The 18,278-nt window shown below is 53.2% G+C and carries 13 protein-coding genes; 6 read left to right on the top strand and 7 right to left on the bottom strand.

The annotated features are described in order from the left end of the window. Nucleotides 1–241 precede the first annotated feature (241 nt). The 5 genes from BLV48_RS06540 (at nt 242) to BLV48_RS06520 (ending at nt 8,097) form a co-directional block, all read left to right on the top strand. Complete coding sequence (locus BLV48_RS06540; RefSeq protein ID WP_091824858.1) at nt 242–2,515, top strand: TonB-dependent receptor; 2,274 nt, start codon at nt 242–244, stop codon at nt 2,513–2,515. Nucleotides 2,516–2,692: 177 nt separating this feature from the next. Continuing rightward, nucleotides 2,693–5,596 (top strand): aminomethyl-transferring glycine dehydrogenase, encoded by a 2,904-nt coding sequence (gcvP, locus tag BLV48_RS06535; protein WP_091824855.1) that lies wholly within the window; start codon nt 2,693–2,695, stop codon nt 5,594–5,596. 70 nt (nt 5,597–5,666) lie between these two features. After that, nucleotides 5,667–6,176, top strand: coding sequence for an exosortase H (gene xrtH / locus BLV48_RS06530; RefSeq protein WP_091824852.1), 510 nt, complete (start codon nt 5,667–5,669; stop codon nt 6,174–6,176). Next, complete coding sequence (locus BLV48_RS06525; RefSeq protein WP_091824849.1) at nt 6,166–6,774, top strand: exosortase H-associated membrane protein; 609 nt, start codon at nt 6,166–6,168, stop codon at nt 6,772–6,774. Before xrtH ends, BLV48_RS06525 begins: the two co-directional genes overlap by 11 nt. 48 nt (nt 6,775–6,822) lie before the next feature. Then, nucleotides 6,823–8,097 carry a Wzz/FepE/Etk N-terminal domain-containing protein gene (locus tag BLV48_RS06520; protein WP_091824846.1) on the top strand — a complete coding sequence of 425 codons (1,275 nt, stop codon included), beginning with the start codon at nt 6,823–6,825 and terminating at the stop codon, nt 8,095–8,097. Here BLV48_RS06520 and BLV48_RS06515 read toward each other — a convergent pair. The 5 genes from BLV48_RS06515 to cysD all read right to left on the bottom strand — a co-directional run bounded on the left by BLV48_RS06515 (nt 8,092) and on the right by cysD (nt 14,757). After that, nucleotides 8,092–9,873 (bottom strand): polysaccharide biosynthesis protein, encoded by a 1,782-nt coding sequence (locus tag BLV48_RS06515; protein WP_254774982.1) that lies wholly within the window; start codon nt 9,871–9,873, stop codon nt 8,092–8,094. The genes BLV48_RS06520 and BLV48_RS06515 overlap by 6 nt on opposite strands. A gap of 197 nt (nt 9,874–10,070) precedes the next feature. After that, nucleotides 10,071–11,078 (bottom strand): UDP-glucose 4-epimerase GalE, encoded by a 1,008-nt coding sequence (galE, locus tag BLV48_RS06510; protein ID WP_091824843.1) that lies wholly within the window; start codon nt 11,076–11,078, stop codon nt 10,071–10,073. 43 nt (nt 11,079–11,121) lie between these two features. Further along, a complete protein-coding gene (cysQ, locus tag BLV48_RS06505) occupies nt 11,122–11,916 on the bottom strand; it encodes a 3'(2'),5'-bisphosphate nucleotidase CysQ (RefSeq protein ID WP_175527604.1) in 795 nt (264 codons plus the stop codon). Nucleotides 11,917–11,947: 31 nt separating this feature from the next. Continuing rightward, nucleotides 11,948–13,858, bottom strand: a complete 1,911-nt coding sequence (gene cysN / locus BLV48_RS06500; RefSeq protein ID WP_091824839.1) for a sulfate adenylyltransferase subunit CysN — start codon at nt 13,856–13,858, stop codon at nt 11,948–11,950. Then, entirely contained in the window at nt 13,858–14,757 is a 900-nt protein-coding gene (cysD, locus tag BLV48_RS06495; protein ID WP_091824836.1) for a sulfate adenylyltransferase subunit CysD, read from the bottom strand. Before cysD ends, cysN begins: the two co-directional genes overlap by 1 nt. Nucleotides 14,758–14,869: 112 nt before the next feature. On the opposite strand from cysD, the gene BLV48_RS06490 reads away from it, so the two are divergent. Beyond that, entirely contained in the window at nt 14,870–16,597 is a 1,728-nt protein-coding gene (locus tag BLV48_RS06490; RefSeq protein ID WP_254774981.1) for an SLC13 family permease, read from the top strand. Here the strand turns inward: BLV48_RS06490 and BLV48_RS06485 are convergent. After that, entirely contained in the window at nt 16,578–16,964 is a 387-nt protein-coding gene (locus tag BLV48_RS06485) for a ubiquitin-like protein (RefSeq protein ID WP_217632965.1), read from the bottom strand. The two genes, BLV48_RS06490 and BLV48_RS06485, sit on opposite strands and share 20 nt — an antisense overlap. A gap of 108 nt (nt 16,965–17,072) precedes the next feature. After that, nucleotides 17,073–18,233, bottom strand: coding sequence for a DegT/DnrJ/EryC1/StrS family aminotransferase (locus tag BLV48_RS06480; RefSeq protein ID WP_091824830.1), 1,161 nt, complete (start codon nt 18,231–18,233; stop codon nt 17,073–17,075). Between the last annotated feature and the right edge of the window lie 45 nt (nt 18,234–18,278).

Raw genomic sequence — 18,278 nt, 5'->3', positions numbered from 1 at the left:
GCGATCATCCATCACCACTATTTCGCGAGATCCCCACTATTCTGTTTTCACCGGTTTTACGGTGATGGCCCACATAATCATCATGCCGACTCCGGTGCTCCTGCGACATTATGTCTCAAGTCAGGTATGTCGCATTCCCTTAGAATAGCTCCAATTTTTCGCCCTTATGGACATCTCTCATGCCGCACCACAAGGTGAAACTTGTGGCATGACCCACATCAGGGAATACACAGGAGACATCATGAGTAACACCTTCACAGCCTCCCGGTTCAAACAACGTCAACTGCTGACTGCGATTGCCTGTGCTTCACTTTCTCATGCTGCTTGCGCAGAGCCTGGGCAAGCAGAGTCAGTGCTCATCGTAACCAAACCCGCGCCAGAGGTACTGGACCATTCTGTACAGCAGTCTCCTGCGGTGATTGACATGCTTCGAGCCGCAACCAATGATAGTGCCAGCCTGCTCAGAGATATGCCTGGCGTCAGCCTGAACGGCGCCGGTGGTGTTTCCAGTTTGCCCTCGATTCGTGGACTTGCAGACGACCGTCTACGCATCAAGGTGGATGGCATGGACTTGATTGCGGCCTGCCCCAACCACATGAATCCGCCCCTGTCATACGTTGAGCCGAGCAACATTGGATTGATGAAAGTCTATGCCGGCATCTCACCTGTCAGTGTGGGTGGTGACAGCATTGGAGGTACCATCATTGTCGAGAAACCTGAGCCTGAGTTTGCTCACGCCGGCAATGACAGTATTACCAAAGGAGAGGTTGGCGCCTTTTATCGCAGCAACAATGACGCCGTTGGTGGTCATCTCAGTGCCACTCATGCAACTGAGGACCTGAGCATCAACTACAGTGGCTCGTGGAGCAAGGCTGACAATTATACCGCAGGTGCCGACTTCAAGGATTTTGTCGAAACCGGCACCCTGGATCATACATTGAGCCTTGATGAAGTTGGCTCGACCGCTTACGAAACGCAGAACCACGCATTGGGGCTTGCCTTCAAGGCCGGGGACAATGTGTTCGAGTCCCGGTTCAGCTACCAGGACATGCCAGAGCAGCTGTATCCCAATCAGCGCATGGATCTGTTGGAAAACACCCAAAAGCTTGCGAACCTTACATGGACGCGTAATTTCAACTGGGGGGTCATGGAAGCAGCCGCATACCATGAAACCGTTGATCACTTTATGGATTTTGGTGCGGATAAACGTTTTTGGTACGGCGCTCTCTCCAACACGCCCGACCCAACAGTTGGCGTACCTTGCAGCCCAATTGGCTTTATGGTCGATGGCATGATGAATACATGTGCCGCAGGGATGCCGATGTACTCTGAAAGTGAAAACACCGGCCTGGGCCTGAAAGCCGATATCAATCTAAATTCAGACCGTCTGCTGCGCGTTGGTACTGAACTGCAGCGCTATCGCCTCGACGACTACTGGACAGCCTCCGGTGGTGGCATGGGCCCTGACACTTTCCTTAACATCAACAATGGTCAACGTGACCGTGCAGCCCTTTTTGCAGAGCTTGAGTCTAAGCATGATGCGCGCTGGACCACTCTGATGGGTGTTCGCTATGAGCGTGTTCGCATGGACGCAGACGAAGTGCATGGCTACAGCATGATGGCAAATCAGGGGGCTGAATCCGCGGCCTTCAATGCACAGGATCGCTCACAAACCGATGACAATATCGATGTGACGGCGCTCGCTCGCTACCAATACAGCGACCAGCTGGATATCGAAATGGGACTGGCGCGCAAGGTACGCTCTCCCAACCTGTACGAGCGCTACACCTGGTCCAGCTGGGCCATGGCCGCCACCATGAACAACTTTGTCGGTGACGGCAACGGTTATGTGGGTGATGTAAACCTCGAACCGGAAACAGCCTATACCCTGTCGACCACCTTTGACTGGCACGCAGCTGATCGCAGCTGGAATGTAACGGCAACCCCCTTCTACACCCACGTCGATAACTATATTGATGCTGTTGCCCTGCCGGCCTGGGGTGATGATCAGTTCAACGTACTCCAGTACGCGAATCAGTCGGCCAGACTCTACGGTATCGACCTGTCTGCACAGGTACCGCTAGGCAGTAATGCATGGGGTCAATGGGGCTTCAAGGGCGTCATCAACTATACCAACGGCGAAAACCGCGATACCGGCGATGCACTGTATAACGTCATGCCTTTGAACGGCCGCTTCACCTTGACTCACCAAAAAGCTGGCTGGGACAACGCAGTGGAATGGGTTGTTGTGGACTCCAAGAAAGACGGTTCAGATGTACGCAATGAGATTGACACCTCCGGTTACAGCCTGCTCAACCTGCGCTCCAGCCACAGCTGGAATCAGGTGCGGCTCGACCTTGGCGTCGAAAACCTGTTTGATCGCAGCTATGCGCTCCCAACCGGCGGTGCATACACCGGTCAGGGGCGTACCATGTCAATCAATGGTATCCCCTGGGGCATCGCAGTACCGGGTATGGGGCGTTCAGCCTATATCGGTATAAACGTTCAATTCTAAGCATCGCACCTCCCCTTCAAAGCCGGCAACGCCGGCTTTTTTCATGCTTGTGAATAACCTTCCGCTGATAACACGACCTGTGCCCTGCCTCTCTTACGACCAGAGTTCTGCTGCGCCGCTCCCCTCTTCCCTGCTAGAATAGCGCCCATTTGATGAACAATTCGGGATCGATCTGCCATGAGTGAACTGTCTTTGCGCCCGCTGCATGCCCTTGAACAGCGGGATGCCTTTATCGGCCGTCATATCGGCCCTTCAGCAGACGAAGCCGCCGCCATGCTGGCAGAGCTGGGCGTTGACAGCCTTGCGGCACTGATCGATGAAACCGTGCCCGGGAGCATTCGCGTCAAGCAGCCGATTGCACTGGATACACCGAAGACCGAAGCTCAGGTACTGGCTGAGTTGAAAGCGATTGCAGGCCAGAACCAAATCAAGCGCTCGCTGATCGGTATGGGTTACCACGACACACTCACGCCCAATGTCATTCTACGCAACGTGCTGGAAAATCCGGGCTGGTATACCGCCTACACCCCCTATCAGCCAGAAGTGTCGCAGGGCCGTCTGGAAGCGATTCTGAACTACCAGCAGATGGTACTGGATCTGACCGGACTGGATCTGGCCAACGCCTCCCTGCTGGATGAAGCCACTGCCGCCGCCGAAGCGATGACCCTGTGCAAGCGCATGAGCAAGGCCAAGCGCGCCAATGTATTTCTAGTCGATGAAGAACTGCACCCTCAGACCATCAGCGTGATTCAGACCCGTGCCGAGCCGCTGGGCTATGAGGTTATCGTCGGTGATGTGGAGGCCCTGCTGGATCAGCATGAAGCCTTTGGCGCAGTGGTTCAGTACCCCGGCACCAGCGGTGTGGTGCGCGATTTCTCGGCACTAATAGAAAAGGCCCACGCACAGAAGGCACTGGTCTGCGCCGCCGCCGATCTGCTCAGCCTGGTACTGCTGAAATCGCCGGGCGAAATGGGTGCCGATGTGGTGTTCGGCTCTGCCCAGCGCTTCGGTGTTCCCATGGGTTACGGTGGCCCACACGCCGCCTTCTTTGCCACCCGTGACGAGTACAAGCGCTCGGTGCCCGGCCGCATCATCGGTGTGTCGGTGGACACCCGCGGCAAGCCGGCGTTGCGTATGGCGATGCAGACCCGCGAGCAGCACATCCGCCGTGAAAAGGCGACTTCCAACATCTGTACCGCTCAGGTACTGCTGGCAAACATGGCCGCCTTTTACGCCATCTATCACGGCCCTGAAGGGCTGAAGACTATTGCCGGTCGCATCCACCGTCTGACCGACCTGCTTGCAACAGGCCTGCAGCAAAAAGGTCTGAAGCTAGTACATGACAGCTGGTTCGACACCCTCAGTGTTGAAGCCGGCGACCAGCGCGATGCACTGTATGAGTCCGCTCAGGCTGCAGGCTTCAACCTGCGAAAACTGGGGGATGATCGACTGTGTATCAGTCTGGATGAACGCACGGACCGCAATGAAATTGAGGCCCTGTGGATCGCTCTGCTGGGCGCTGATCATGGCCTAAATATCGGCGCACTGGATGCAGAACTGGTGAGCAACGGCTCCGATAGTATTCCTGCCGGACTGGAACGCACCTCAGCCTTCCTGACCCATCCGATATTCAACGAGTACCACAGCGAAACCGAAATGCTGCGCTACCTCAAGCGGCTGGAGAACAAGGACCTATCGCTGGCCCACAGCATGATCGCGCTGGGTTCCTGCACTATGAAGCTCAACGCCACCGCCGAGATGATCCCGGTCACCTGGCCCGAGTTCGGCGCCCTGCACCCCTTCGTGCCGGTGGAGCAGGCACAGGGCTACAAAACACTGATCGATTCGCTGGAAACCATGCTCAAGGCCGTCACCGGCTTCGATGCCATCTGCATGCAGCCCAACTCCGGCGCTCAGGGGGAATATGCGGGCCTGCTGGCGATTCGCAACTACCACCAGTCACAGGGTCAGGGCCATCGCAATATCTGCCTCATCCCTACCTCCGCTCATGGCACCAACCCGGCCTCGGCCGCGCTGGCGGACATGAAAGTGGTACTGGTCAACTGCGACGATAAGGGCAACGTGGATATCAACGATCTGCGCAGCAAGGCCGAGACCCACGCCGAAGACCTGTCCTGCCTGATGATCACCTACCCCTCCACGCACGGGGTATACGAGGAAGGTGTCCGCGATATCTGTGACATCATTCACGCCAATGGTGGTCAGGTCTACATGGATGGCGCCAACCTCAACGCTCAGGTGGCGATCACCCGCCCGGCGGACATCGGTGCCGATGTGTCGCACATGAACCTGCACAAAACCTTCTGTATTCCCCACGGCGGCGGTGGTCCCGGCATGGGTCCCATCGGCGTCAAGGCACACCTGGCACCCTTCGTTGCCAACCACCCGGTGGTCGGCATTGACGGCCCCTACCCGGAAAACGGGGCCGTATCCGCTGCGCCCTGGGGCAGCGCCAGCATCCTGCCGATCAGCTGGGTGTATATCGCCCTGATGGGAGGAGAAGGCCTGCGTCAGGCGACCGAGTACGCCATTCTCAACGCCAACTATCTGGCGAAGAAACTGGGGGCGCATTACCCGGTGCTGTATTCGGGCCGTAACGACCGCGTGGCACACGAGTGCATCATCGACCTGCGCCCGCTCAAGGAGCGCTCCGGCATCAGCGAGGAAGACGTGGCCAAACGCCTGATGGACTTCGGATTCCATGCACCGACCATGTCCTTCCCGGTACCCGGTACGCTGATGATCGAGCCGACCGAGTCCGAATCCAAGGCCGAGCTGGACCGCTTCATTGAAGCGATGGTGAAGATTCGTGAGGAGATCGCGCTGGTGGAAGCGGGTGAGCTGGACGCGGACAACAACCCGTTGAAAAATGCTCCACACACTCAGGCCGACCTGATCGACCCGGACTGGAACCGCCCCTACAGCCGCGAGCAGGCAGCCTTTCCGGCCAGCTGGCTGAAGGAATCCAAGCTGTGGCCCACGGTCAACCGCATCGACAACGTCTACGGCGACCGCAATCTGTTCTGCAGTTGTATACCTCTGGATGCATACGCGGATTAGACAAGCATAGATGAAGCCGGTTTAATAAGCCGGCTTACATTTATAATCAGGATGATTGGAGCTTCATGGCATGCTTAGATTTGGAACCATATTTTTTGTTTTGCTTGTATCACTGTTCACAATAGAGCTGCTGAACCCTGTTCAGGTACATGTAATCACCCCTTTTACCAGCTTGATTGCCGACATCAGTGCGACCCTTATCCGATTGTTTGACGAAAATGTCATATCCTACGGGAAAATAATTCAAAGCACGGAGAACGGCTTTGCTGTATCAATTGAACCTGGCTGTAACGGTGTAGAGGCAATCATAGTTCTCGCAGCAGCCGTTATCGCATTTCCCGCTTCGATAAAGCATAAAATATACGCCATATTTTTCGGTTTTATTTTCATACAAATATTCAACCTTGGCCGAATTATAAGTCTTTTTTATATTGGGCAATGGAATATTGATATTTTTGAATGGGCGCACCTATACATTTGGCCAGTCGTAATCATGCTTGATGTACTGATTGTATTCCTGATCTGGCTACGATTCTTGCCCAAGGCACACAGTCAAGAGGAGCCTCAGCATGAGTCATGAACCTGCACAGTTTAACCTGAAAAAGTTCTTCGTTGCTGTAATATTTTGGATGAGCTGTAGCTTTGTTTTCTGGTACCTGCTCCATGACCTCATCATACAACCGGCAATATTAATCTCAAGCCTGGCTCTTGAGTCCATACTACCCGATGTTTTCGATAGCTTGAAGTTACATAAAGGTAATATTGTATTAATCACCAAGCTGGGTGAACTCAATGGTATGATCATGTCTGCAAAAGAAGCAGGCAATCAAATCGCGTATCAAATAAACCCTAAAGTTTTGTCCTACTCTCTACCTTTCATCGTTTCCTTGTTGTTGGCATCATCAGATGAAAAAACTTTCAAAAAGATAATAATCGGCATTATCATACTATATCCGATTATAGTCATGGGCACTTTATTTCAATCCATGAAAGAGCTTTTCTTCGGCAATGCGCTAATGCATGATTTCATCACCCAGAAAGTGGACTTTCCCCTTATTAATGAAATAATTGCCATTGGTTATCAATTCAATACCCTTATCATACCAGCCGTGACCCCAATTATTATATGGTCTTGGCTTGAAAACAAAAAAATATCAAGTATTGCAAACAATAAATAGAATATCAGTACAAATAGCGCGTCACTTTTAGAGCCGGAGAACAGCAGTATGAGTTCCAGACTTGAGTCAGCCAATCACTACCCAAATGACGAAATCGATCTCTTTGATCTCATGGAGAGTATTTGGGAACACAAGTGGACAGTTGCCATCATTACAGCCTTGGCGGTGGTAGCTGGCGCTGTCTATGCTTTTTCAGGAACACCCGTTTACAAAGCAACTGCTCAAATTCAGCAACCGCTGGCTCATACCGCTGCCCCGCTCAAAGCGCTCTATGGTCTCAACGACCTCACCTCTAGCCAGTTAACCAATATGTACTTCAGAACCCTGAATTCGAATGAGTACAAACGGTACTTCATTGATAATCTCAGCGATACAGTAAACGACTACCTGCCAACCGATACCAGCAGCAACCACCTGATCACGCGGTTGAACAGCATGATTGAGCTGCAAATTCCCGACACCGAAAAAACGAGTGCAATTGAGTCAGGCAGTATTACGCTTGCAGCATCTCCCGCGGCAACCGCCGATGCAATGCTGACCGAGTATGTAAACACGGCAAATCAGTACCTGGTCGACGTATTACGGAAAAACTTCAATAAGTTACGTCAAGAAGAGCAGGCTCGTATCCACCGAGAAATTACAGCACTGGAAACAGCCGAGGTGCAAAAGCGCCAATCACGCATCAAGCGCCTGGAAGAACAACACGCTCTTGAAATCATAAAACTTCAGGATCAACTCAAGGCACAAAAGGAATTGTACGACGCACGTTTAAGAGACCGCATCATCAACCTTCAGGAAGCCCTTACGATTGCAAAAGCTCTGAATTTTGATGAACCGGTTTCCCTGTCACAGCTGAATAACCAGGTGCGTGGACAGGTCGTCATCAGCGCTGATATTCGTAGCCTGTCAGACCCTTTATACCTTAGAGGCACCCGGCTGCTGCAGGCCGAACTGACAGAACTTAAAAACCGCCCGGCCGATCATTACCCCGATAGTCAGGTCAGAGAGCTGGAGGCCATGTTGGCCGCACAGTCCAATAACAGAGAAGCAGAGATACTTGCTGCACGCAGTAATGACGGTGACTTCAGCGAAGAAATCATAGATCTGAAGAGCCAACTGATCGAACTTGAAAGCCAGCAATTTCCTGATTCATTAACTCTCAACTTTATCAGTGGCAATGTCGTTACCGATCAGACTCCAACGACCCCCAGCAAGAGTTTGATTTTGTCGCTTTCTGCAATTTTGGGCGTTATGGCCGGCATATTTGTTGCCCTTATCATGGGCGCCATTCGCAAACGCAGGGCAGCCTGTAACGCATCATGAGGTCGCTTTTTTAAGCCAATCAACCGAGGTGGCAGGCGTGAACCCAATCACTGCCTGCTCAAGCCACTCAATGCCAGCCTCACAATTACCCTGCAGCATGGCCGTTTCAATGCCCTGCATAACCTGCTCCAATTGTGCTTGTGTCAGACGTTCTTCATGCGCACGCATGATTTTGGGATGTTCGGTTCCCACTACATGCTCACCAATCAACAGCTCTTCAAACAGTTTCTCGCCGGGGCGCAAACCGGTAAACTCGATGGCAATATCACCTTCAGGATACTCGTGAGAACGCACTTCATAGCCCATCAACTGGATCATTCTGCGCGCCAAATCTACAATTTTTACTGGCTCTCCCATGTCCAAAACGAATACATCCCCTCCTTCCGCCATTGATCCTGCCTGAATCACCAGCGAAGCCGCCTCGGGAATCGTCATGAAAAAGCGGGTTATATCCGGATGCGTAACAGTTACCGGCCCCCCTGCCTGGATTTGCTGTTTAAAAAGCGGCACCACCGAGCCGGAAGACCCCAGAACGTTACCGAACCGCACCATGGAAAATACAGTTGAGCCTTTATTGTTTTCATTGCCCTCAACGGCCAAACTCTGAATGATCAGCTCAGCCAGCCTTTTTGTAGCTCCCATTACATTGGTGGGACGAACAGCCTTGTCCGTTGATATCAATACAAAGCGCTCAACCCCCGCTTTTTGGGCTGCTGTTGCCAGCACTCTCGTGCCCATGGCATTGTTACGCACGCCTTCAAAAATATTATGTTCAACCAATGGCACGTGCTTGTAGGCAGCTGCATGGTATATGGTTTTGACCTCGAAATGGCTGATCACCCGTTCAACACGGACTTGATCCAGCACAGAGCCCAATAAGGGATAGACAGGCACTGCCAACCCTTCATTCCTGGCAATTAACTCCAACTCCTGAACAATTTTATAAAGCGCAAACTCACTCAGCTCGTACAGAACCAATGCCTTGGGCTGATTGCGCAAGACCTGACGGCATATTTCTGAACCGATGGAACCGCCGGCCCCCGTAACCAACACAACCTTACCTGTGATACTGGTGGTAATTAATTTCTCTACGGGGGGAACGGTTTCCCTGCCCAGCAGATCTTCAGGATCAACATCTCGCAGAGACTCAAGCGACTCACCTGAAACCAGCTCCTGCATGGAAGGTATTGTTTTGACGTGTACAGCATGATTCGCCAACTGTTCGAGCACACGGCGACGCTCAGAGCGCGTGGCGGAAGGAAGCGCCAACAGAACATGCGTAACATTCCGCTGCTCTATCAATTCGCCTACCTGAGAAGGTGCATAAACAGGCAGCCCCGCTACGGTTGTTTTCCTTACCGCAGGGTCATCATCCAGAAACCCTATCGGCACATACTCCCCTCCAGCAGAAAGCGCAGCGGAAAGCTGAGCACCGGAATTGCCAGCTCCATAAATGAGAACAGGGTCTTTATTGATATAATGGCCAATTAACCAATGGTAGTAGTTGCGCACAAACAAACGACTACCGCCAACATACACCAGCGCCACCAGTGCAAAATTAATCGGGATTGAGCGTGGAAACTTCTGCAGTTCAAAAAAATATGCAGAGGCCCACATAAGCACTGCCAACATCATGACCCCTTTGGCAACTGCCCAAATGGCCTGTGCGCCCATAAAACGCACCACTGCCCGATAGAGGCCAAGCCGTGTGAAGATGACAAGGCCGGCAATGGGCGTAGCAATAAACAGCCACCAGACAGGCTGCAGGTAATCCACTGGCCACCACTGTGTAAGGCGCAGTGCATACGCCGACCACAGGGCTACAGGCAAGGCGATAAAATCCGCCAATACCATCAGCGCTTTTTTATACCGGCGTCCCAGCGTCAACACACGATAGTGAACGGACCGTGAGTGCAAACCTATTGAATCCATACTTGCCTATTCCGTCGACTTCATTGAATGCCAAAGCACCATTAATATCCGTTGGGGTTAAGCTGCTGCCAACGCCAGGCGTCGGCCACCATATCATCAAGGGTCCTGCACGCCTTCCAGCCCAGCTCAGCACCTGCTTTTGACGGATCAGCCCAACAGGTCGCCAAATCGCCTTTGCGGCGACCAACAACCCGATACGGGATTGGCTTACCTGAGGCCCTCTCGAACGCATGAACCAACTGCAACACGCTACTGCCGATACCGGTCCCCAGGTTCCATGTTTGTACGCCCGAAGTCGCGTCTATTTTATCCAGAGCTTTCAGATGCCCCTGTGCCAAGTCCATCACATGAATGAAATCACGCACTCCAGTACCGTCAGGTGTAGGATAGTCTGCGCCATGAATCAGCAACTCCGGACGCCGCCCCAGAGCCACATCAATAATCGCGGGAAAAAGGTTTTCCGGCCGCGTTAACGGGGCCTCTCCAATCAAACCGCTTTCATGAGCGCCCACAGGGTTGAAATAACGTAGCAGGGCTATCTTCCAGCGAGGGTCAGCATGAGCAAGATCCTGCAGCAGAGACTCAACAAACAGTTTGGTTCTTCCATAGGGACTGATTCCCCCACCCGTCAATGAATTTTCTCTGACCGGCATTTCATTCGCAGGGCTATAAACGGCTGCAGAAGAGCTGAATACTATTTTAAAAACCCCTGCATCACTCATGGCTCGGCAAAGATTAATCGTACCCAGCACGTTATTCTCATAATAATACAGCGGCCGATCAACACTCTCGCCAACGGCTTTAAGGCCTGCAAAGTGAATGACAGCAGTCACGGGAAATTGAGAAAAAACACTGCTCAAAACAGCCGGGTCACAGATATCACCTTCTATAAAAGGTATACGGCTTCCCGTGAGCGCCTCTACACGTGCCAAAGACAATTTTGAACTGCAGGCCAGGTTGTCAAGCACCACAACTTCATGCCCAGCCCGAAGCAAGTCGAGGGTTGTATGTGAGCCGATGTAACCCGCTCCTCCCGTTACCAGAATCATCGGGGTTCCTTACAGGCAGAATAAAGAAAACGTATCGTTGGGATCACTGCAGGGTGGAGCTTATCGGCGCTGCACACACAACAAACCAGGGATTCAGGACTGTCTCGGGCGAGCCGTAGTCCAGGTGAGCGCCGTCCAGGGTTGTAAGGCGTCCACCGGCCGCATTCACCACAGCGTGGGCCGCCCCGGTATCCCAAAGGCACGTTGGTCCAAGGCGAGGATAAACATCAGCCACGCCCTCGGCTACCAAACAAATTTTAAGTGAGCTGCCCATAGGCACCAGCTCATAATCGCCCAGCGCCTTAAGCCAGTCCAGCGTGTCCTGACTGGCGTGAGAACGGCTACCCACCACGCGCCAGGGCGAACCCGCCTGATGCTCAACGACCTTGATCGGTTGCCGCTCACCTGCCCCATCAACCTTGAACGCACCCACGTTTTCGGCGCCCAGATAGGTTACATTCAGTGCCGGGGCAAACACGACACCCAGTATCGGCTGCCCCTGCTCGATCAACGCAATATTGACCGTGAACTCTCCATTACGCTTGATGAACTCTTTGGTTCCATCCAGCGGATCAACCAGCCAGTAACGCCCTTGTCTATCCGCTCCGGTGAAAGCCTCAACAGCCTCTTCGGTTAGCACGGGAATGTCGACTGGAAGCGCCTCGAGCCCGGCAAGAATAATGCTGTTGGCAGCCTTGTCTGCTTCCGTCAGCGGGGTTTTGTCTTCCTTTTCCTCCACTGTGAACTCGCGGCCATAGATCTCCAGAATGGCATTGCCGGCTTCAAGCGCAATCTGTTCGACCTGGTCCAGCAGCTCTGACAAAGCGATGTCGGTCATTAATCTATCCCTTAAATCTTTCAGAAGTCACTTAAGTGGCGGGAACGATACCACATTCCTGCAGGTGCAGAATCACCTGATCCGCCGCTTCATCCGGCGTATACCGGGTGGTATCAAGGGTAATTTCCGGCGCTTCCGGGATTTCATATGCAGAATCAATGCCCGTAAAATTTTTCAGCTCACCGCGGCGCGCTTTCTTGTACAGTCCTTTCGGATCACGGCCCTCCGCCACATCCAAAGGTGCATCGACAAAGATTTCAACAAACTCACCGTCCTCCACCATGCCGCGCGCCATGGCACGCTCAGAACGGAACGGGGAGATAAAGGCACTCAACACAATCAGCCCCGCATCTGCCATCAGCTTCGAAACCTCCGCGACACGCCGGATATTCTCCACCCGGTCGGCATCGGTGAAGCCAAGATCCTTGTTCAAGCCATGACGAACGTTATCCCCATCCAGCAAGTACGTGTGGTGCCCCAGCGCGTGGAGCTTTTTCTCCACTTTATTCGCAATGGTTGACTTGCCCGCGCCGGACAACCCCGTAAACCACAACACACAGGGCTGCTGGTTTTTGGCCCGAGCTCTCGTCGCTTTATCCACATCCACATGCTGCATGTGAATATTCTGACTGCGACGCAGGGCAAAGTGGATCATCCCGGCAGCAACAGTGTTGTTGTTCATGCGGTCGATAAGGATAAAACCGCCGGTGTCCTGATTCTCTGTGTAGGGGTCGAACGCGATGGCACGATCCAGACTGATATTGCAGATACCGATACCGTTCAGTTCAAGCTTTTTGGCGGCCATATGTTCCAGCGTGTTCACATTCACCTGGTATTTGATATCGGTGATGGTGGCTGTCACGGTACGCGTGCCAATCTTCAACAGATAGGGTCGCCCCGGCAGCATCGGCTCTTCATGCATCCAGACAATGCTGGTTTCAAACTGATCGGCTGTTTGTGCCGGCTGATCGATACCCGAGATCACATCCCCACGTGAAATATCGATCTCATCGGTCAGCGTAAGTGTAACCGACTGCCCGGCCACCGCTTCATCCAGCTCGCCATCGTAGGTATAAATACTGGCAATGCGGCTGGTCTTGCCAGAGGGCTGCACACGAATCTCGTCTCCCCGGCGAACCACACCACTGGCCAGCGTACCGGCAAAGCCGCGAAAATCCAGATTGGGGCGGTTAACCCACTGCACCGGCATACGGAAGGGGTTACGCTGAAGCCGGTCATCATCCACCTCAACGGTTTCCAAATACCCCATAAGCGTCGTGCCGTGATACCAGGGCGTGTTATCGCTGTGTGCGGTAATGTTGTCACCCTTCAATGCCGACATGGGGATAAACGTAATGTTATCCAGACCGAGCTGGCCGGCAAATTCACGGTATTCGTCACGTATCCTGTTGAAGACCTGCTCGGAATAATCCATCAAGTCCATCTTGTTGATTGCGACCACAATGTTGCGAATGCCAATCAGCGACATCAGAAAGCTGTGACGGCGAGTCTGTGTCAAAATACCTTTGCGCGCATCAACCATCAGAATGGCAGCATCAGCCGTAGAGGCACCTGTCACCATGTTGCGGGTGTACTGCTCATGCCCAGGGGTATCGGCAACGATAAACTTGCGCCGATCGGTTGAAAAAAAACGATACGCCACATCAATGGTGATGCCTTGTTCACGCTCGGCAGCCAAACCATCCACTAACAGTGCAAAGTCGATCTCTTCACCTTGGGTACCATACTTTTTGGAGTCGGCTTCAATCGCCGAAAGCTGGTCTTCAAACAACATCTTGGAATCGAACAGCAGACGGCCAATCAGCGTACTCTTGCCGTCATCCACGCTGCCGCAGGTGATGAAACGCAGCAGACCCTTGTTCTCATGCTGTTTGAGGTACTGTTCAATATCGCGGCTGATCAAGTCTGAAACATGCGCCATCAGAAATAACCCTCCTGCTTTTTCTTCTCCATGGAAGCAGCCGAATCATGGTCGATCACACGGCCCTGACGCTCTGACGTTTTCGTCAGCAACATCTCCTGAATAATCGCAGGCAAAGTATCCGCCTCAGACTCAACCGCACCCGTCAGGGGGTAGCAACCCAGTGTACGGAAGCGCACCTTGCGCATCATCGGCACCTCGTCCTGCTTCAGCGGCATACGCTCGTCATCCACCATGATTAAGGCTCCATCACGCTCCACCACCGGGCGCACGGCCGCATAGTACAGCGGTACAATGGGGATATTTTCCAGGTAGATGTACTGCCAGATATCAAGCTCAGTCCAGTTGGAGAGCGGAAACACACGAATACTCTCGCCCTTGTGCTTGCGGGCATTGTACTGCTTCCACAACTCAGGCCGCTGGCCCTTTGGGTCCCAACGGTGCTGGGCGGTACGGAAAGAGAAAATACGCTCTTTGGCACGGGACTTTTCTTCATCGCGGCGTGCACCACCAAACGCTGCATCAAAACCGTATTTGTCCAAGGCCTGTTTAAGGCCTTCGGTCTTCATGATGTCGGTATGCAGGGCAGAACCATGGGTAAAGGGGTTGATATCCTTTTTAACGCCCTCCGGGTTGATATGGACAATCAGATCCATACCCAACTTCTTGGCCATCTGATCCCGGAACGCGTACATCTCACGAAATTTCCAGCGGGTATCCACATGCAGCAACGGAAACGGCGGTAACGAAGGCGCGAAGGCTTTCTGTGCCAGGTGCAGCATCACGGCGCTGTCCTTGCCGATGGAATAGAGCATCACCGGGTTTTCCGCTTCAGCCACCACTTCGCGCATGATGTGGATGCTTTCCGCTTCCAATCGCTTCAAATGTGTAAGAGACATTCGCTTCCTCAAAAATGTACTCAAAATCTGATCTATTGATGCATATCGCCGCTGGCAGCAATGGGCTGATACAATAGCATTTTTCGTTCTATGCTGCTGCGAGGGATGCATAATGGCGTGGCTGGTATTGGGTTCTATTTTACTGTTGCTGGCCATACTGGCCAGTGGACGTGTGCAACCGGCCATTGCATTCATGACCCTGGCAGGCTCATTCCTGATTACGGGGCTAGTTGAATTGCCCGTCATGCTGACAAGTTTTGCCAACCCTGCCCTGGCTACCCTGATTCTTCTGCTGTTGGTCTCACTGACACTGGAACGCTCACCTCTGCTTGACTTGCTTGCAGCCAAAATTCTGGCGGGACGTGAAAAACCGGCACTGCTCAAGTTAATGGGAACCGGGGCGTTGCTATCGGCGTTTCTCAACAATACAGCTATCGTGGCATCGTTTCTCGGCACACTTTCACGTCAAACCCGCATTGCACCTTCACGTTTACTGATTCCCCTGTCCTATGCTTCAATTTTCGGCGGCATTACCACACTGGTGGGTACTTCAACCAACCTGGTGGTCAGCTCTTTTGCCACCAACGCAGGACTGGGGGAGCTATCCATGTTTCAGTTCAGCCTTGTGGGCATCCCGGTCGCGCTGGTATGCATTTTCACATTGCTGATCAGCTCATCCTGGCTGCCACGACATGACACCGCAACAGAGCAGAAATCATTACCCTATTTTTTGTCTGCCGAGGTGATGCCTGAGTCTACCTTGATCGGCAAAACCATCGAAGCCAACGCGATGCGGCAGCTGGACGGGCTATATCTCCTCGAGATTGAACGAGACGGACGGCTGATCAGCCCCGTGACCCCTGACGAAATCATTCATGCGTGCGACCTGCTTGTGTTTACCGGCGAGGTCAACAAAGTGCAAACACTGCAGCGCTTTTCGGGGTTACGACTGCTGGGGGAAAGTGCGGACGAGTTGCTGACCAGCAACCTGGTTGAAGTGGTTATCTCGCATGAATCCATACTGGCGAACCGCACGCTGCAGGAAGTGGACTTTCGCACCCTGTTCAACGCAGGCGTCGTTGGGATCAGGCGTGGAGAACGCCGGTTGGAGGGGCAGCTGGGACGCATCCCCTTGAAGGTAGGAGACAGCCTGTTACTGGCCGTGGGCAGTGATTTCAGCCAACACCACAACCTTGACCGCAACTTTCACCTGCTGAGCGGCACCCTGCAGCGGCCCCGATTAAGCCTGCACCAAAGCCTGGCCGCACTGGGCGGATTTGCTGTTGCCATTGTATGCGCAAGCTTGGGCATTTTGAGTTTATTTGAATCGTTGCTATGCCTGATGGCACTGTTTCTGATCAGCGGGTTACTCAGCATAAACGAAATGCGACGCCGCTTTCCGTTTGAGCTCTTTCTGGTGATCGGCTCAGCGCTCACGCTCGCCAAAGGAATGGAGGCCTCAGGTGCGGCGGCACTGGTGGCCGATGGAATGCAGTATCTGTTCAACGGCTACGGGGTTTACGCCGCGTTTGTTGGTGTTTTTCTGCTTACAGTGCTGATGACGGAAACCGTCACCAACAACGCGGCTGCGGCATTGGCCTTCCCGATCGCACTGTCTACGGCACAGGCATTCAATGCTGATCCGATGCCTTTCATCATGGCCGTCGCCTATGGCGCCAGCGCCTGCTTTTTGATCCCCTTTGGCTACCAAACCCACTTGATGGTGTACTCACCAGGCCGCTATCGTCTGCAGGATTACCTCAAGACCGGACTGCCGGTATCCGTCATGTACAGTTTGACCGTGCTGCTTCTGACCCCGATTATCTTTCCTTTTGAATAAGACGTCGACGGCCAGCCAAAAACATTAAAAATCCAAGTATAGGAATTATCCCAAGACCCAATACCGGCACTGCTGAAGGCTGTGTATCTGAAGACACCAGATGTAATGTACTTTCTTTCTCAATGTTGTAATCACTGAGAGTCCGACCGTCGTCCAGCGTTTTACCGGCAAAAATCAACGTCTGCCTGCCTGGGGGCACACCTTCCTTGTCCTGAATTTTCTGCTTTACATTGTCAATGGTATCGCTGGGTTCCACTTCCAGTGCAATGGTTTTCCCGGTAAGCGTTTTCACAAAAATCTGCATGGCCTGTGCGTCCAATGGAAGCATCAGTAACGCGGTTAACAGCACGCACAGCCGCATATTCATCGGCACACCTCGATTCCGATTGTTTATATCAATTCTCGATGGACCAGCATGATCTCACTACTGTGTGAGAATCGGAACTATTGCATATTACGATCACACACAAAGGGCTCAAGCCTGCGCTGACATCACTTCTGCCAGCACCGCGCAGGTTTTGTCGATTTCGGCTTGAGTCAGCGTCGGATGCACCAGAAACATCAAGCTGGTATCGCCCAGCCGATGCGCCACAGGCAAGGGCTTTTCGGGACGCCACCCTGTGCCATCAAACGCCTTTTCACGATAGACCTCAGAGCATGACCCTGAAAAACAGGGTACCCCACGCTCATGGATTTGCTGCATGATGCGATCACGCTGCGCGGCAGTACCATCAACAAACACATAGCACTTATAAGCCGCATGAACGATATCGTCAGGCACCTCGGGCACGCGCAGTCCGGGCAACTGGCTGGCGGCTTGCCAGATCTGCTGCGCATAACGCAGACGGGTTTCATGCCATTGCGGCATACGGCCCAGCTGAATGCGTCCAATCACGGCCTGCATCTCGGTCATGCGCCAGTTGGTGCCGAAAGACTCATGTACCCAGCGAAAGCCCGGCGGGTGCTCGCGCTCGTAGACCGCTTCCCAGCTTTTGCCATGATCCTTGAACGACCACATTTTTGACCACAGCGCCCTGTCGTTGGTGGTGACCATTCCACCTTCACCGCCGGTGGTCATGATCTTGTCCTGACAGAACGACCAGCAGCCCACATGACCGATTGAACCAACCGCGCGCCCCTTGTAACGAGCACCATGCGCCTGGGCGCAATCCTCAATCACATACAGTCCATGCTGCTGCGCCAGCACCATGATCGGGTCCATATCACAGGGCCAACCAGCCAGGTGCACACAAACAACAGCTCGGGTGCGCGGGGTAATCACGGCTGCAATGGTGTCAGCGGTCATGTTCTGGCTGTCGGCATCCACATCGGCAAACACCGGCACGGCACCGGCATTGACGATGCTGGAAACAGACGCCAGGAAGGTACGCGAGGTCACAATCACCTCATCTCCCGCACCCACGCCCAGCGCATTCAGCGCCAGATCAAGTGCGACCGTACCGTTGGCAAGCGCAATGGCGTATTCCATGCCGACATACTCGGCAAACTCACGTTCAAACTGACGCCCTTCCTGCCCGGTCCAGTAATTGACCTTATTGGACAGCAGAACATCGCGCACAGCGTCGGCTTCTTCCTCTGTGAAAGAGGGCCAGGGGGAAAAAGGTCCGTTTAACATTACACACCACTAAAAAATTGTAGAACCCACAGAGTGAGCACTAAC

Source organism: Marinobacterium iners DSM 11526 (assembly GCF_900107855.1).
Taxonomy (GTDB): domain Bacteria; phylum Pseudomonadota; class Gammaproteobacteria; order Pseudomonadales; family Balneatricaceae; genus Marinobacterium; species Marinobacterium iners.
Note: the sequence above shows the minus strand (reverse complement) of the source record. Positions and strands in the feature narration are given on the sequence as shown.

What these genes read in the sequence shown, in the direction of transcription:
- BLV48_RS06540 (WP_091824858.1), top strand. Translation starts at nt 242, where the DNA reads ATGAGTAACACCTTCACAGCCTCCCGGTTCAAACAACGTCAACTGCTG.
- gcvP (WP_091824855.1), top strand. Translation starts at nt 2,693, where the DNA reads ATGAGTGAACTGTCTTTGCGCCCGCTGCATGCCCTTGAACAGCGGGAT.
- xrtH (WP_091824852.1), top strand. Translation starts at nt 5,667, where the DNA reads ATGCTTAGATTTGGAACCATATTTTTTGTTTTGCTTGTATCACTGTTC.
- BLV48_RS06525 (WP_091824849.1), top strand. Translation starts at nt 6,166, where the DNA reads ATGAGTCATGAACCTGCACAGTTTAACCTGAAAAAGTTCTTCGTTGCT.
- BLV48_RS06520 (WP_091824846.1), top strand. Translation starts at nt 6,823, where the DNA reads ATGAGTTCCAGACTTGAGTCAGCCAATCACTACCCAAATGACGAAATC.
- galE (WP_091824843.1), bottom strand. Translation starts at nt 11,078, where the DNA reads ATGATTCTGGTAACGGGAGGAGCGGGTTACATCGGCTCACATACAACC.
- cysQ (WP_175527604.1), bottom strand. Translation starts at nt 11,916, where the DNA reads ATGACCGACATCGCTTTGTCAGAGCTGCTGGACCAGGTCGAACAGATT.
- cysN (WP_091824839.1), bottom strand. Translation starts at nt 13,858, where the DNA reads ATGGCGCATGTTTCAGACTTGATCAGCCGCGATATTGAACAGTACCTC.
- cysD (WP_091824836.1), bottom strand. Translation starts at nt 14,757, where the DNA reads ATGTCTCTTACACATTTGAAGCGATTGGAAGCGGAAAGCATCCACATC.
- BLV48_RS06490 (WP_254774981.1), top strand. Translation starts at nt 14,870, where the DNA reads ATGGCGTGGCTGGTATTGGGTTCTATTTTACTGTTGCTGGCCATACTG.
- BLV48_RS06485 (WP_217632965.1), bottom strand. Translation starts at nt 16,964, where the DNA reads ATGAATATGCGGCTGTGCGTGCTGTTAACCGCGTTACTGATGCTTCCA.
- BLV48_RS06480 (WP_091824830.1), bottom strand. Translation starts at nt 18,233, where the DNA reads ATGTTAAACGGACCTTTTTCCCCCTGGCCCTCTTTCACAGAGGAAGAA.